At 73.0% G+C, this 13851-nt stretch carries 15 protein-coding genes; 10 read left to right on the plus strand and 5 right to left on the minus strand.

Annotated features, from left to right (window positions below; all coding sequences use genetic code 11):
• Both JW592_RS15570 and JW592_RS15575 read right to left on the minus strand, forming a co-directional pair.
• On the minus strand, positions 1 to 1203 hold the full coding sequence (locus JW592_RS15570) for an acyl-CoA dehydrogenase family protein (RefSeq protein ID WP_209265680.1): 1203 nt from the start codon (positions 1201 to 1203) through the stop codon (positions 1 to 3).
• Positions 1204 to 1205: 2 nt separating this feature from the next.
• On the minus strand, positions 1206 to 2156 hold the full coding sequence (locus JW592_RS15575) for an enoyl-CoA hydratase (protein ID WP_209265681.1): 951 nt from the start codon (positions 2154 to 2156) through the stop codon (positions 1206 to 1208).
• A gap of 139 nt (positions 2157 to 2295) precedes the next feature.
• On the opposite strand from JW592_RS15575, the gene JW592_RS15580 reads away from it, so the two are divergent.
• From JW592_RS15580 to JW592_RS15595, 4 genes are read left to right on the plus strand one after another with little or no spacing between them, the layout of a single operon-like run.
• Positions 2296 to 3090, plus strand: a complete 795-nt coding sequence (locus JW592_RS15580; RefSeq protein ID WP_209265682.1) for an SDR family oxidoreductase — start codon at positions 2296 to 2298, stop codon at positions 3088 to 3090.
• A gap of 35 nt (positions 3091 to 3125) precedes the next feature.
• The gene (locus JW592_RS15585; RefSeq protein WP_209265683.1) at positions 3126 to 3758 is read left to right on the plus strand and encodes a TetR/AcrR family transcriptional regulator; all 633 of its coding nucleotides are present in this window, start codon (positions 3126 to 3128) and stop codon (positions 3756 to 3758) included.
• A gap of 19 nt (positions 3759 to 3777) precedes the next feature.
• A complete protein-coding gene (locus JW592_RS15590) occupies positions 3778 to 4941 on the plus strand; it encodes an acetyl-CoA C-acetyltransferase (protein WP_209265813.1) in 1164 nt (387 codons plus the stop codon).
• A gap of 47 nt (positions 4942 to 4988) precedes the next feature.
• Complete coding sequence (locus JW592_RS15595) at positions 4989 to 5810, plus strand: hypothetical protein (RefSeq protein WP_209265684.1); 822 nt, start codon at positions 4989 to 4991, stop codon at positions 5808 to 5810.
• 40 nt (positions 5811 to 5850) lie between these two features.
• Here JW592_RS15595 and JW592_RS15600 read toward each other — a convergent pair whose 3' ends face one another.
• Entirely contained in the window at positions 5851 to 6846 is a 996-nt protein-coding gene (locus JW592_RS15600) for an SDR family oxidoreductase (RefSeq protein ID WP_209265685.1), read from the minus strand.
• Between the two features lie 14 nt (positions 6847 to 6860).
• Positions 6861 to 7619 carry an SDR family oxidoreductase gene (locus JW592_RS15605; RefSeq protein ID WP_209265686.1) on the minus strand — a complete coding sequence of 253 codons (759 nt, stop codon included), beginning with the start codon at positions 7617 to 7619 and terminating at the stop codon, positions 6861 to 6863.
• A 94-nt stretch (positions 7620 to 7713) separates the two neighbouring features.
• Between JW592_RS15605 and JW592_RS15610 the strand changes: the two genes are divergently transcribed.
• From JW592_RS15610 to JW592_RS15635, 6 genes are all read left to right on the plus strand, one after another.
• The gene (locus JW592_RS15610; protein ID WP_209265687.1) at positions 7714 to 8481 is read left to right on the plus strand and encodes an enoyl-CoA hydratase family protein; all 768 of its coding nucleotides are present in this window, start codon (positions 7714 to 7716) and stop codon (positions 8479 to 8481) included.
• A gap of 56 nt (positions 8482 to 8537) precedes the next feature.
• Positions 8538 to 9341, plus strand: coding sequence for a CoA transferase subunit A (locus tag JW592_RS15615; protein ID WP_229376151.1), 804 nt, complete (start codon positions 8538 to 8540; stop codon positions 9339 to 9341).
• Entirely contained in the window at positions 9338 to 10123 is a 786-nt protein-coding gene (locus JW592_RS15620) for a CoA-transferase subunit beta (protein ID WP_209265689.1), read from the plus strand. Before JW592_RS15615 ends, JW592_RS15620 begins: the two co-directional genes overlap by 4 nt.
• A complete protein-coding gene (locus JW592_RS15625; RefSeq protein WP_209265690.1) occupies positions 10120 to 11226 on the plus strand; it encodes an NAD(P)H-dependent flavin oxidoreductase in 1107 nt (368 codons plus the stop codon). The genes JW592_RS15620 and JW592_RS15625 overlap by 4 nt, the downstream gene beginning before the upstream one ends.
• A 207-nt stretch (positions 11227 to 11433) precedes the next feature.
• Positions 11434 to 12258 (plus strand): class I SAM-dependent methyltransferase, encoded by an 825-nt coding sequence (locus tag JW592_RS15630; RefSeq protein ID WP_209265691.1) that lies wholly within the window; start codon positions 11434 to 11436, stop codon positions 12256 to 12258.
• A gap of 73 nt (positions 12259 to 12331) precedes the next feature.
• Positions 12332 to 12871: a DUF6624 domain-containing protein gene (locus JW592_RS15635; RefSeq protein WP_209265692.1), complete on the plus strand. Its 540-nt coding sequence runs from the start codon at positions 12332 to 12334 to the stop codon at positions 12869 to 12871.
• Here the strand turns inward: JW592_RS15635 and JW592_RS15640 are convergent.
• A complete protein-coding gene (locus tag JW592_RS15640; protein ID WP_209265693.1) occupies positions 12868 to 13830 on the minus strand; it encodes a zinc-binding dehydrogenase in 963 nt (320 codons plus the stop codon). The two genes, JW592_RS15635 and JW592_RS15640, sit on opposite strands and share 4 nt — an antisense overlap.
• Between the last annotated feature and the right edge of the window lie 21 nt (positions 13831 to 13851).

Below are 13851 nucleotides of genomic sequence, written 5' to 3' on the forward strand. Positions count from 1 at the left end.
TCAGCGTCCCCTCGGCAGGCCGAGCACCCGCTCGGCGACGATGTCGCGCTGGATCTCGTTGGTGCCCGCGTAGACGGGCCCGGCGAGGGCGAAGACCCAGCCGTCCAGCCACTCGGCGTCCGGACCGCCCTCGGTGATCTCACCCGCGCCGGGGCCGAGCAGATCGAGCGCGGTCTCGTGCAGGTCGATGTCGAGCTCGGACCAGAAGATCTTGTTCATGGAGGAGGCGAAGGCAGCGGGACCCGCGCCGGTTCCCCGCTCCCCCCGGGGCGAGTCCGCGGCTGCCCCGGGAGCCGCCGATGCCGCCGCGTACCCCGCGAGCTGGTAGGCACGGGCCCGGATCCACGCGTCGGCCACCCGTCCGGCGAGCGCGGTGTCATCGGTGGCGGCCCGCTCGCGCCACAGTCGGCGGAGGCGCTCGGCTGCGGCGGTGAAGCGGCCGGGTGCGCGCAGGGTGAGGCCCCGTTCGTTGCCCGCTGTGGACATGGCGGCCCGCCATCCGTCTCCCGGTTCCCCGATGACATCGGCGTCGGGGACGAAGACGGCGTCCAGGAAGATCTCCGCGAACGCCGGTTTGCCATCCAGCCGTCCGATGGGCCGTACGGTGACTCCCGGCGCGTCCAGCGGGAACATCAGATAGCTCAGCCCCCGGTGCCGTTCGGCTTCCGGGTCCGTGCGGAAGAGGCCGAAGGCCCGGTCGGCGAACGCGGCGCGCGAGGACCAGGTCTTGTGGCCGTACAGCAGCCAGCCGCCGCCGTACTGTCCGGTGCGTTCGGCGCGCGAGCGGAGCGCGGCGAGGTCGGAGCCGGCCTCGGGTTCCGACCATGCCTGCGCCCAGATCGTCTCCCCTGCCGCCATCGGCGGCAGGATGCGTGCCAGCTGTTCCTCGGTGCCGTGCGCGAACAGGGTGGGGGCGAGGAGGTTGATGCCGTTCTGGCTGACGCGCCCTGCCGCCCCGGCCGCGTAGTACTCCTCCTCGAAGATCAGCCACTCGGTGAGACTCGCGCCGCGGCCGCCCAGTTCGCGCGGCCAGGAGACCGCCGACCAGCCCCCCGCGTACAGCTCGCGCTCCCAGGCCCGGTGCGCGGCGAAGCCCTCGGCCGTCTCCAGGGACGGCAGCGGCCGGTCGGGTACGTGTGCCCGCAGCCAGGCGCGGGCCTCGGCGCGGAATGCCTGCTCGGCGGCGCTGAATTCCAGGTCCATGCTCAGGCTCCGGCCCCGCCTCGAGGAGCTCCGGCCCCGTCCCGACGAGCTCCGGCCCCGTCTTGAAGTCCGGTGTCCCGCGCGGGGCGCCCGGCGCGACGGCCCGCCTCCCGCATCGCGCGCGCGTCCATCCCGCTGAGCGCGTCGGTGCCGGTCTCGGCGTTGTGGGCGTGCGCGAGGTGGTGCAGTCCGAAGACCGAGTCGAGGCCACTGTGCAGGCCCATCAGGTCCTCGGCCTGGTTGACCGCGCGCTTGGTCAGGGCGAGGCCGAAGCGCGGCATCTCGGCGATGCGGGCCGCGAGCGCAGCGGCCTCGGCGGCGAGTTCGGCGCGCGGGACGACGCGGTTGACCATGCCGATCTCGTACGCGCGCCGGGCCGTCATCCGGTCCCCCGTGTACAGGAGCTCCTTGGCGACGCGCGGTCCCAGCACCCAGGGGTGGGCGAAGTATTCGACGCCGGGGATGCCCATCCGTACCACCGGGTCGGCGAAGAAGGCGTCCTCGCTGGCGACGATCAGGTCGCACACCCAGGCGAGCATCAGTCCGCCCGCAACGCAGGCACCCTGTACGGCACAGACGACCGGCTTGGGCAGCTCGCGCCAGCGGCGGCACATACCCAGGTATACCTCGGACTCGCGGGCGTAGCGGGCCTCGGCGCCCTCCTTGCCCACGTGGTCCCACCACAGCCCGGCCTTACGGGGGAACGACCGGTGCGCGTCCCGGCCCGGGGTGCCGATGTCGTGCCCGGCGCTGAAGTGTTCGCCGGCACCGGCGAGGACGACGGCATGGACCGCGTCGTCGTCCGCTGCCCGCTGGAAGGCCGCGTCCAGGGCGTAGGTCATCGCGGAGTTCTGGGCGTTGCGGTACTCGGGGCGGTCGAGGGTGACGTGGGCGACGGCGCCGACGCGCTCGTACGTCACCACCTGCGGGGCCGCCGGGCGGTCGTCGGGCATGCGGGCACGCTCCTCGCACGAGGCTGCACAGTGCTTCCCTAACAAGTGTTTGGTAGATTAACGTGGCTCCGCCACCACGTCGAGAGCCGCAGAGAGTCGCAGAGCCGCACACAGCCGCAGAGCCGCGAGGGGCCGCCCCATGACCAGCGCCGCACCCCCCTGCCCCGCACCGCACGGTCTGCTCGCCGACCGCTCCGTCGTCGTCACGGCAGCGGCTGGAAGCGGGATCGGCGGGGCGACGGCGCGCCGCGTACTGGAGGAGGGCGCGGCAGGCGTCGTCATCGGTGACGTGCACGAGCGCCGACTCGGCGGGACGGCACAGGCGCTGGCCCGCGAGTTCGGGCCCGGCCGTGTGCACGCCGTGCGCTGCGACGTCACCGAAGAGAGCGAGGTCGGCGCGCTGCTGGCCGCCTGCACGGACCGCCACGGCCGTATCGACGTACTGGTCAACAACGCGGGCCTGGGCGGCACGGCCGAGCTGGTGGAGATGACCGACGAGCAGTGGTCCCGCGTCCTGGACACCACACTGAACGGCACCTTCCGCTGCACCCGCGCAGCGCTGCGTGCCATGCGCGACCAGCAGGGCGGCGGCGGGGTGATCGTCAACAACGCCTCGGTCGTCGGCTGGCGCGCCCAGCGCGGCCAGGCCCACTACGCGGCGGCCAAGGCGGGCGTGATGGCACTGACCCGCTGCGCGGCACTGGAGGCGGCCGACTTCGGCGTACGGGTCAACGCCGTCTCGCCCTCCCTGGCGATGCACCCGCATCTGGCCAAGGTCACCACTCCCGAGCTGCTGGAGGAGCTGACATCCCGGGAGGCGTTCGGGCGCCACGCCGAGCCGTGGGAGGTCGCCAACGTGATCGTCTTTCTGGCCAGCGACTACTCCTCGTACATGACGGGCGAGACCGTCGCCGTGAGCAGCCAGCATCCATGACGGGACCGGCCGCACACCCGACGGACAATGGACGCATGGTGACGCCGAAGAAGACCGCCCCCGGCGCGAGGACGGCGCCCGGTGCCGGGCGCCGTGCCGAACTGCTGGCCACCGCCGCCGAGGTGTTCGCGGAGCTGGGCTACAACGCGACCACCGTCCGTACGATCGCGGACCGTGCCGGGCTGCTGGCCGGCAGCCTCTACTACCACTTCGACTCCAAGGAGTCGATGGCCGACGAGATCCTCAGCGCCTTCCTCACCGACCTGTGGGCGGGCTACCAGCGGATCGAGGAGGCCGGACTGGGGCCGCGCGAGACGTTCGAGGGGCTGGTGGCCGAGTCGTTCCGGCAGATGGAGCGGCACCGCCCGGCCGTCGCCATCTACCAGAAGGAGGCCCGCAGGCTGGCCTCCCAGGAGCGGTTCCGGTATCTGGCCGACTCCCAGGAGCGGTTCCAGAAGCTGTGGACGCGCACCCTGGAACGCGGGGTGACCGACGGCAGCTTCCGCGGGGGTCTGGACATCCCCATCGCCTACCGGTTCGTACGCGACACCGTCTGGGTGGCGGCGGTCTGGTTCCGGCCCGGCGGACGCAAGAGCGCGGCGCAGATCGCCGAGCAGTACACCTCGATGGTGCTCGACGGAATCGCCACCCATCCGGTGGCCCGATGACCCAAGGAGCGTGACCGGTATGTCCCGCGGTGAGGCGTACATCGTCCAGGCCGTCAGGTCGCCCGTCGCAAAGCGCGGCGGAGCGCTGGCTCAGGTGCACCCCGCGGACCTGGGGGCGCACGCGCTGCGTGCGCTGGTGGAGCGGTCCGGCATCGACCCGGAGGCGGTCGAGGACGTCGTCTTCGGCTGCCTGGACACCGTGGGCCCGCAGGCCGGCGACATCGCGCGCACGGCGTGGCTGGCAGCGGGACTGCCCGAGTCGGTGCCCGGCGTCACCGTCGACAGGCAGTGCGGCTCCTCTCAGCAGGCCGTGCACTTCGCGGCACAGGCCGTCATGTCCGGCACGGCCGATCTGGTGGTCGCGGGCGGGGTGCAGAACATGTCCCAGGTACCGATCGGCTACGCCTCGGGCCGTGCGGGCGCCCCGCTCGGCCTCACCGAAGGCCCCTTCCAGGGCTCCGAGGGCTGGCGGGCCCGCTACGGCGACAAGCCGGTCAGCCAGTTCACCGGCGCGGAGCAGATCGCCCAGCAGTGGGACATCAGCCGCGCTGAGATGGAGCGCTGGGCGCTGCGCTCGCACGAGCGGGCGCTGCGCGCCGTCGATGAGGGACGCTTCGAGCGCGAGATCGCCCCCTGGGGCGACCACGCGGTGGACGAGGGGCCACGGCGCGGCACCAGCCTGGAGAAGATGGCCGCTCTCGACCCGCTGGTCCCCGGCGGCCGGCTGACGGCCGCCGTCTCCTCGCAGATCTCGGACGCCTCCAGCGCCGTGCTGCTCGCCTCCGAGGAGGCCGTACGCGCCCACGGCCTCGCACCCCGCGCGCGGGTGCACCAGCTGGCCGTGCGCGGCGAGGACCCGATCCGGATGCTGACGGCGCCCATCCCGGCGACGGCGCACGCGCTCGAGCGGGCCGGGATGACGCTGGAGGACATCGATCTGGTCGAGATCAACGAGGCGTTCGCGCCCGTCGTCCTGGCCTGGCTGCGGGAGACCGGCTGCGACCCGGAGAAGGTCAACGTCAACGGCGGCGCCATCGCCCTGGGCCACCCCCTCGGCGCCACCGGCGCCAGACTGCTGACCACCCTGCTGCACGAACTGGAGCGCACCGGCGGCCGGTACGGGCTGCAGACCATGTGCGAGGGCGGCGGCCAGGCGAATGTGACGATCATCGAACGGCTGTGAGGGGGACCCCGGGCATGCCCGTCCGCGCGTTCTGAGAACGTGGGCCCATGTGTGTCTCCCTGGGCCCCGCCGAGTTCTCCGGCACCACGCTGTACATGGGGCGCGTGCACCACCCCGAGCACGGGCTGGTGCATGTCCTCGGCTACCAGAACACCGCCGTCAACCGCGCCGACGGCCCCAACGCCATGCTGCTGCACCTGCCCGCACGCGGAATGACGCAGGACAACTTCCTGGAAGTCGGGCGCAGTTCGGACGTGCTGGAGCGGATGGTGGAGGCCGTACGGCCCAGGTCCGTGGCAGCGGGCGGGATGGCCTGGATGGGCTGGGAGCAGCCGACGCGCGGGGTGCAGGTCTTCGAGCACGACATCTACACGGTGCTGCTCGCCTCCGACCCCACCGAACTGCCCGCCGCGCTCGACCGGGTACCCGCGCACAAGCGGCCGGCCCTCGCCCCGGAACTGATGCGGTTCTACGCGGAGCGCTACCCCGGTTACGCGATGGCGGTGTGCTGCTTCGACAACACCGAGGCCGCGCAGGCGAAGCCGCTGCTGATGTGGTACCCGCCGCTCGACCCCGAGGTGCTGACCGCACCCGCGCTGGACGCCCACACCGGGAGGCCACCGGGCATGGCGGGGAGGGTTCCGGTCGACCACTGGGTGCTGTACGGCAGCGACGAGGCGCCTGCCGGGTGGGGCGAGCCGGTGGGCCACTCCCCCGCCATGCGGCACCGCCTACGCGGGTTTCTGCCCGACCAGGTGCGCGGCGAGCAGTTTTCGGGGCTGCTGCCGAACGGGGACTTCGCCCTCACCCATGCGGAGCTCCTGGCCGGGGGCCGCCCCGGCAGGGTGGGTGCCCCTGTGGAGCGATGAGGGGGTGCCCCCATGGCGCAGACTGCCCGAGCACAGCCGCTCACCCCGCGCCGTACACCGGTTCGGGGTCAGGGGACCTGTGGAGCAAGCCCTGGAGGGGGGCCGCCAGTTCGGCCGGCTCCCAGCGGGCGCCCTTGTCGATGTGGGCGCCGCGGCGCCAGCCGTCCATGAGGGTGATCCGGCCGCCCTCCGCCTCGAAGACGCGCCCGGTGACGCCCTCGCAGGCGTCGGAGCCGAGGTGGACGACGAGCGGCGAGACGTTCTCCGGGGCCATCGCGTCGAAGCTCCCGTCGGCGGGCGCGGCCATCCGCGCGGCGAAGGTCCGCTCGGTCATCCGGGTGCGGGCCGCCGGGGCGACCGCGTTGACCTGGACGCCGTACCGGCCGAACTCGGCCGCTGCGACGAGGGTGAGCGCCGCGACACCGGCCTTCGCCGCAGCGTAGTTGCCCTGTCCCACGGCTCCCAGCAGGCCGGCGCCCGAGGAGGTGTTGACGATCCGGGCGCGGCGCGTGCGACCCGCCTTCGACTCGGCGCGCCAGTACCCGGCCGCGTGCTTCATCGTCAGGAAGTGCCCCTTCAGGTGCACCCGTACGACCGCGTCCCAGTCGTCCTCCTCGAGGTTCACCAGCATCCGGTCGCGCAGGTACCCCGCGTTGTTGACCAGTGTGTCCAGGCCGCCGAAGTGCTCCAGCGCGGTACGGACCAGCCGGGCCGCTCCCTGGCTGTCGGCGACATCGTCCGTGCTGACGGCTGCCTCGCCGCCCATCGCCCGGATCTCGGCCGCCACCTGTCCGGCCGGGGTCTCGGCTGAGAGGGCAGTGCCGCCCGCTCCGTCCAGGGCGACTCCCAGGTCGTTGACGACGACCCGGGCGCCCGCGCGGGCGAAGGCGAGGGCGTGCGCGCGGCCCAGCCCGCGGCCCGCGCCGGTGACGACGACGACGCGTCCCGCGGCGGGGCGGTCCTGGGTCGGGGCCTCCTGGGTGGGGGTCCCCTCGGTGGGGGTCCCCTCGGTGGGAGTGGCTCGCTGCTGGTCCATGACGGCCTCCGGGCTCAGGGTTTGTTGACGTTCGCGGCGTCCAGGAAGGCGGGACGCTCGCCCCCGCCGTGCACGGCGAGCGAGGCGCCGGAGATGTAGCGCGCGGCGTCGGAGGCCAGGAACACGCAGGCGTCGCCCACCTCTTCGGGCTCCGCGAGCCGCCCCAGCGGCACGGTCGCGCCGACGGCCGCGACACCTGCCTCGTCGCCGTAGTGCAGCTGGGTGAGTTCCGTGCGGGCCATTCCGAGGACGACGGTGTTGACCCGCACCCCGTCCCCGGCCCACTCCATGGCCATCGAGCGCGCCAGGTTCTCCAGCCCCGCCTTGGCCGCGCCGTAGGCCGCCGTGCCCGGTGACGGGCGGGTCCCGCTGACGCTGCCCACCATCACGATGGCACCGCCACCGCGCTGGGTGCGCATCAGCGCGTGTGCCGCGCGGGAGAGGTACAGCGGGGCGAGCAGGTTGAGTTCGATGACGCGGGCGTGGCGGCGCGGGGCGCCCTCGGCCAGCGGGCGGTACGGGGCACCGCCCGCGTTGTTGACCAGCACGTCGAGGGAGCCGTGGTCGCGGGCTACGCGGTCGCAGAACTCCGCCGCCGCTTCCGGGTCGCGGACGTCGAGAGGGAGGTAGCGGGCGTGGCGGCCGTCGGCCGTGAGGGGGCGCGGGGGCGGGTGGCGGGCGCAGATGACGACCTGCGCGCCGGTGCGGAGAAACGCGCGCGCTATACCCGCACCCACCCCGCGGGTTCCACCGGTGATGACAGCAACGCTCATGACGTCGGCTCTTTCGCGAGGGCGGCACCGCTGCTAGCTTGCACAACCGCATGGCACCAAACAAACGTTAGGTGGAAAGGTAGCTGATCCCGCGATGTCTGTCTCCACCTCCACACCGCGCGACGGCGTCGCACTGGTGACCGTCGACCATCCACCGGTCAACGCCCTGCCGGTGCACGCCTGGTACGAGCTGGCCGAAGCCCTCACGGCGGCGGGCCGCGACCCGGCGCACCGCGCCGTCGTACTGACCGGCGCGGGCCGGGGCTTCAACGCAGGGGTCGACATCAAGGAGATCCAGCGGACCGCGGGACACAGCGCGCTCCTGGGCGCCAACCGGGGCTGCGCGGCGGCGTTCGCCGCCGTCTACGAGTGCGAGGTGCCGGTCATCGCCGCCGTGCACGGCCACTGCCTGGGCGGCGGCATCGGCCTGGTCGGCAACGCCGACGCGCTCGTGGCGACCGAGGACGCCACCTTCGGCCTCCCCGAACTCGACCGGGGCGCACTGGGCGCCGCCACCCATCTGTCCCGCATGCTGCCCCCGCACCTGATGCGCCCGCTCTACTACACCGGCCGCAGCGTCACAGCCCGCGAACTGCACCGGCACGGCGCCGTATGGGCCCTCGCCGAGGGCCCGCACACCCTGCTGGAGACGGCTTTCGAGCTGGCCGACCGGATCGCCGCGAAGGACGGCCTGCTGCTCCGCCTCGCCAAGGAGGCCCTCAACGGGATCGACCCGCTCGACGTGCGCCGCAGCTACCGCTACGAGCAGGGCTTCACCTTCGAGGCCAACCTCTCGGGCGTCTCCGACCGACACCGGGACGCCTTCGTCGACGCGCCGGCCGCCGAGGGGGCCGAGCGGTGACCGCCTTGGACAAGAGCCTCTCCCTCGCCGGGTTCGCGGCCCGTATCGAGTCGGGCATGACCGTCGGCATCGGCGGCTGGGGCGCACGGCGCAAGCCGATGGCGCTGGTTCGGGCGCTGCTGCGGACCGACGTGGCGGATCTGACCGTCGTCTCGTGCGGCGGCCCCGACGTGGGACTGCTCGCAGCGGCCGGGCGGATCAGCAAGCTGGTGGCACCATTCGTGACGCTGGACTCGGTGCCGCTGGAACCGCACTTCCGCGCCGCCCGGGAAGCGGGAGCGCTGGAGTTCGAGGAGTGGGACGAGTCGATGTTCCTGTGGGGGCTGACGGCGGCGGCGCACCGGCTGCCGTTCATGCCGGTACGCGCCGGTATCGGCTCCGACATCCCGCGCCACAACCCCCGGCTGCGTACGGTGACCTCCCCGTACCAGGACGGCGAGGAGCTGCTGGCGGCGCCGGCGCTGACGCTGGACGTGACGCTGGTGCACCTCAACCGCGCCGACGTACGCGGCAACGGGCAGTCGCTGGGCCCCGACCCGTTCTTCGACGACCTGTTCACGGAGGCGGCCGAGCACACCTATCTGTCGTGCGAACGGGTCGTCGACCACTTCACCGGACCGCCGCAGTCGCTGCTGGTGCAGCGGCAGAACGTCACCGGCGTGCTGCACACGCCGCGCGGCGCCCACTTCACCGCCTGCGCCCCCGACTACGGGCGCGACGAGGCGTTCCAGCGCGCTTACTTACGAGCCGCCCAGGACCCGGACGCCTGGCGGAGGTTCGAGGAGCACTTCCTGGCCGGTGACGAGCACGCCTACCAGCGCGCTGTCGACGGCTTCGCGCAGCGGGAGGCGACCGTATGACAGCCCGGGTCCCCGCTGCCGCCGACGCCGCCCGCGCCACCCGCGCCGAGGTCTGCGTCGTCGCCTGCGCCGAGGTCTGGCGCGGCGACGGCGAGGTGCTGGCCGCCACAGCGGGCACCGTGCCGGCGCTGGGCGCCCGGCTGGCGCGGCTGACGTTCAGCCCGCGGCTGCTGCTGACCGACGGCGAGGCGATGCTGCTGAGCACCCCGGTGGGCGCCCCGGAGGACCCCGCGCCGGCCGAGGGCTGGCTGCCGTACCGCAAGCACCTCTCCCTCGCCGCGCGCGGCAAGCGGCACATGATGATGGGCGCGAGCCAGCTGGACCGTTACGGCAACCAGAACATCTCCTGCATCGGCGACTGGGCCCGCCCCCGGCGGCAGCTGCTCGGCGCGCGCGGAGCCCCCTCCAACACCGTCAACCACCCCGTCTCCTACTGGGTGCCCAGGCACTCGCCCCGGGTCTTCGTCCCCCGCGTGGACACGGTCAGCGGTGTGGGCTACGACCGGGCAGCCGAGGCGGGCCCGGCCGCCGCGCGCTTCCACGAGCTGCGCCGGGTGGTCACCGATCTGGCGGTGTTCGACTTCGCGACCCCTGACCACCGGATGCGGCTGGCGAGTGTCCACCCGGGCGTGAGCGTCGCCCAGGTGTGCGAGCAGACGGGGTTCGAGCCGGCCGTGCCCGACCAGGTGCCCGTCACCCGCGAACCCACCGGGGAGGAGCTGCGGCTGCTGCGCGAGGTACTGGACCCGCACGGCAACCGCGACCGCGAGGTCCGCACATGAGCCCCCACCCGGTGGCAGCCCCCGACGCGCCGCTGAGCACCCCGTTCACCTCGCTCGTCGGTGTACGCCATCCCCTGGTGCAGACAGGCATGGGCTGGGTCGCCGGGCCCCGGCTGGTCTCCGCGACAGCCGAGGCGGGGGCGCTGGGCTTCCTCGCCTCCGCCACCATGACGCTGCCGCAACTGCGCGAGGCCGTACGGGAGGTACGGGCCCGTACCGAGGCACCGTTCGGGGTCAACCTGCGCGCCGACGCGGGCGACGCGGAAGAACGGGTGCGGCTCCTGATCGAGGAGGGCGTTCGCGTCGCCTCGTTCGCGCTGGCTCCCTCCCGGGAGCTGATCGGGCGGCTCAAGGACGCGGGCGTGGTCGTCATACCGACCGTCGGCGCCGCGCGGCACGCGCGGAAGGTCGCCCAGTGGGGTGCGGACGCCGTCCTGGTACAGGGAAGCGAGGGCGGCGGGCACACCGGGCAGGTCGCCACCTCGGTGCTGCTGCCGCAGGTGGTGGACGCGGTCTCGGTTCCCGTTCTGGGCGCGGGCGGCTTCCACGACGGGCGCGGGCTGGCCGCCGCGCTCTGCTACGGCGCGGCGGGCGCCGCCATGGGCACCCGCTTCCTGCTGACCAGCGAGTCCACGGTGCCCGACGCGGTGAAGGCCCGCTATCTGGCGGCGCGGGTCACCGACGTCACCGTCACCACGAAGGTCGACGGACTGCCGCACCGGATGCTGCGCAGCGAGATGGTGGCGGCCCTGGAGTCCTCGGGGCGGTTGGCGGGGCTGCTGCGCGCGCTGCGCCACGCCGCCGCGTTCAAGAAGCACGCGGGGCTCTCCTGGGCCGCGATGCTGCGCGACGGCCGCGCCCTGCGGCACGGCAAGGACCTGTCCCTGGGCCGGCTGCTGCTCGCCGCCAACACCCCGATGCTGCTGAGGGCCGCCATGGTCGAGGGCCGCACGGACGCCGGGGTGATGGCCGCCGGGCAGGTCGCGGGGGTGATCGACGACCTGCCGAGCGTCGCCGAGCTGGTCGAGGGGACGGTCCGCCAGGCAGCGGCGGTGCTGGCGGAGTTGGGAGCCGGGGTCAGCGGGCCCCCTGCCATCGGGTGACAGCCGGGCCGCTGCGCCCCCGGGTACGCCTGCTTCCGCCACACGGACGGACCAGCGCTTTTTCCCGCGTCACTCCGACAGGCGGGCGGAAGAACCCGGGTGGCCCAGCCGGGCGGGGCGCGCCCGGGCACCGCTGCCGAGACTGACAGCAGTGCGTTCGTCATACGAAAGCCGAACGGCGCCCACGCCTCGCAGCCGGGAGTCCCCATGGCCAGCAGGAAGAACCTCCTCGTCGACCGGACGGCCCTCGCCCACAAGGCCAGATACGCCCTGACGCATCCGCAGCGCATCCCCGGCCATCTGCGGCGCGCTGGCCGGGACCGGTGGCTGGCCTTCAAGCACCGCGACCATGTGAGCTACTACCGCGCGGTGATGGCCTCCGACACCCGGCGCAGCCCGGACGCCGCGGTCGGCAGCCCGACCCGTGAGGCGTGGCTGAAGCTGGGCGAGCTCCAATTCGACTACCTGCGCCGACACGGACTGCAGCCGTCGACGCGGATGCTCGACATCGGCTGCGGCAACCTGCGCGCCGGCTGGCGCTTCATCCAGTTCCTGGAGCCGGGCAACTACTACGGCATCGACATCTCCCCCGACGTGCTGATCGCCGCCAAGCGGACACTCACCGAACAGCGCCTACAGGACAAGCTGCCGCATCTGACCCTCACCCACGACCTGACGCTGGACTTCCTGCCCGACGCGCACTTCGACGTCGTCCACGCGCACAGCGTCTTCTCGCACTCGCCCCTGCACATCATCGAGGAGTGTCTGGCCCATGTGGGCCGGGTGCTGGCGCCCGGCGGGTTCTTCGACTTCACCTTCGACCGCACTCTCGGCACCGAACACCAAGTGCTGCGGGAGGACTTCTACTACCGCACGGAGACGCTGACGGCGCTGGCCGAGCGGCACGGCCTGTGCGCCCGCTTCATGGACGACTGGGAGCTGCTGGGCCACGGCCAGTCCAAGATCCGCGTATCGCTGGAGCCCTCACCTGCCGCGAAACCCTCACCGGCCTCGCCTTCTGTTCAAGTATGACTGCCGGAAGGGGGTCTCGTCACCGTCTTCCAGGAGGACATTCGGCGCGGAAATCGCTCCTAGAGTCGCTGCCATGACCGCACTCGAACAGCACTCCGAGCTCAGCCACGAACTGATCGCCATGAAGGCCGCGGATCAGGCGGCGGCCCCCAGGGCCAACAGCGACGACCCCGCCGAACAACTCGCCTGGCGGCGGGTGACAGCGCGGCACGGCGACCGGCTGCGCACCCTGCTGGAGAAGCACGGGCACTGGCCGGCCGCCGCGGAGGTGGGCGAGGAAGCCGCCCTGGGCGCCTGGCTGGTGGCACAGCACGCGGACCGGCAGCTGGACGTGCAGCGGCTGGCCCTCCGCCTGCTGGAACAGGCCGTCCAGGACGGCAGCGCCGGTCCCGAGGGCCCCTCCCGGCTGGCCTTCCTCCGCGACCGGCTGCATGTCAACGCGGGCCTGCCGCAGCGCTACGGCACCCAGATCCAGGGCATCACAGCGGGTGGGGCACCGGTCCCCTGGCCGGTCGAGGACGAGGAGAAGCTGGACGCCCACCGCGCGGAGGTCGGCATCCCGCCGTTCGCCCGGTACACGGCACAGCACGCACCCGCTGGGAAGCGGCCCTAGACGGTCAGCACGACCTTGCCGAACAGGTCGCCCTCCGCCATCTTCGCGAAGCCCTCGCGGGCCCGGTCCAGCGGGAGGACGGAGTCGATGACGGGCCGCACGCCCTTGGCGGCGCAGAAGTTCAGCAGCCCGGCCAGCTCCTCCTTGGTGCCCATGGTGGAGCCGATCACCTTGAGCTCCAGGAAGAAGATCCGGTTCAGCTCGGCGGCGGGCGGGTTGGGGCCGCTGGTGGCACCGGAGATCACCAGCGCACCGCCGGGGCGCAGCGACTTGACCGAGTGCGACCAGGTGGCGGCGCCCACCGTCTCCAGTACGGCGTCCACCTTGTGCGGCAGTCGGGCGCCCGCCTCCAGGGCCGCCTCGGCGCCCAGCTCCAGCGCCCGCTTCCGCTTGGTCTCGTCCCTGCTGGTGGCGAACACCCTGAGTCCTGCGGCGGCGCCCAGCACGATGGCGGCGGTGGCCACGCCGCCGCCCGCGCCCTGCACCAGTACCGAGTCCCCTGGCCGCACACCGGCGTTGGTGAACAGCATCCGGTAGGCGGTCAGCCAGGCCGTGGGCAGACAGGCCGCTTCCTCGAAGGAGAGCTCCTTCGGCTTCGGCAGTACGTTCCACTGCGGTACGGCGACCCGCTCGGCGAAGGTGCCCTGGTAGCGCTCGGTGAGGATCGAGCGGGGCTCGCGCGGGCCCACTCCGTGCCCGGTCTGCCCGATGACCGAGTGCAGCACGACCTCGTTGCCGTCGTCGTCGATCCCGGCCGCGTCACAGCCGAGGATCATCGGCAGCGACTCCTCGCCGAGCCCCACACCGCGCAGCGACCACAGGTCGTGGTGGTTGAGCGAGGCTGCCTTCACCGCCACCGCCATCCACCCGGGCGGCACCTTGGGCTCCGGCCTGTCGCCCAGCTCCAGCCCACTGAGCGGCTCTTCCTTGTCGATACGAGCGGCGTATGCAGCAAACATGCCCCGACGCTACGCCGCGCC

Origin of the sequence: Streptomyces spirodelae, from assembly GCF_017676385.1 — a bacterium.
Taxonomy (GTDB): Bacteria; Actinomycetota; Actinomycetes; order Streptomycetales; family Streptomycetaceae; genus Streptomyces; species Streptomyces spirodelae.

Coding starts and splice junctions, on each gene's coding strand:
- JW592_RS15625 (WP_209265690.1), top strand. CDS start 10,120: ATGAGCCCCCACCCGGTGGCAGCCCCCGACGCGCCGCTGAGCACCCCG.
- JW592_RS15630 (WP_209265691.1), top strand. CDS start 11,434: ATGGCCAGCAGGAAGAACCTCCTCGTCGACCGGACGGCCCTCGCCCAC.
- JW592_RS15620 (WP_209265689.1), top strand. CDS start 9,338: ATGACAGCCCGGGTCCCCGCTGCCGCCGACGCCGCCCGCGCCACCCGC.
- JW592_RS15605 (WP_209265686.1), bottom strand. CDS start 7,619: ATGAGCGTTGCTGTCATCACCGGTGGAACCCGCGGGGTGGGTGCGGGT.
- JW592_RS15595 (WP_209265684.1), top strand. CDS start 4,989: ATGTGTGTCTCCCTGGGCCCCGCCGAGTTCTCCGGCACCACGCTGTAC.
- JW592_RS15615 (WP_229376151.1), top strand. CDS start 8,538: ATGACCGTCGGCATCGGCGGCTGGGGCGCACGGCGCAAGCCGATGGCG.
- JW592_RS15570 (WP_209265680.1), bottom strand. CDS start 1,203: ATGGACCTGGAATTCAGCGCCGCCGAGCAGGCATTCCGCGCCGAGGCC.
- JW592_RS15640 (WP_209265693.1), bottom strand. CDS start 13,830: ATGTTTGCTGCATACGCCGCTCGTATCGACAAGGAAGAGCCGCTCAGT.
- JW592_RS15590 (WP_209265813.1), top strand. CDS start 3,778: ATGTCCCGCGGTGAGGCGTACATCGTCCAGGCCGTCAGGTCGCCCGTC.
- JW592_RS15635 (WP_209265692.1), top strand. CDS start 12,332: ATGACCGCACTCGAACAGCACTCCGAGCTCAGCCACGAACTGATCGCC.
- JW592_RS15575 (WP_209265681.1), bottom strand. CDS start 2,156: ATGCCCGACGACCGCCCGGCGGCCCCGCAGGTGGTGACGTACGAGCGC.
- JW592_RS15600 (WP_209265685.1), bottom strand. CDS start 6,846: ATGGACCAGCAGCGAGCCACTCCCACCGAGGGGACCCCCACCGAGGGG.
- JW592_RS15580 (WP_209265682.1), top strand. CDS start 2,296: ATGACCAGCGCCGCACCCCCCTGCCCCGCACCGCACGGTCTGCTCGCC.
- JW592_RS15610 (WP_209265687.1), top strand. CDS start 7,714: ATGTCTGTCTCCACCTCCACACCGCGCGACGGCGTCGCACTGGTGACC.
- JW592_RS15585 (WP_209265683.1), top strand. CDS start 3,126: ATGGTGACGCCGAAGAAGACCGCCCCCGGCGCGAGGACGGCGCCCGGT.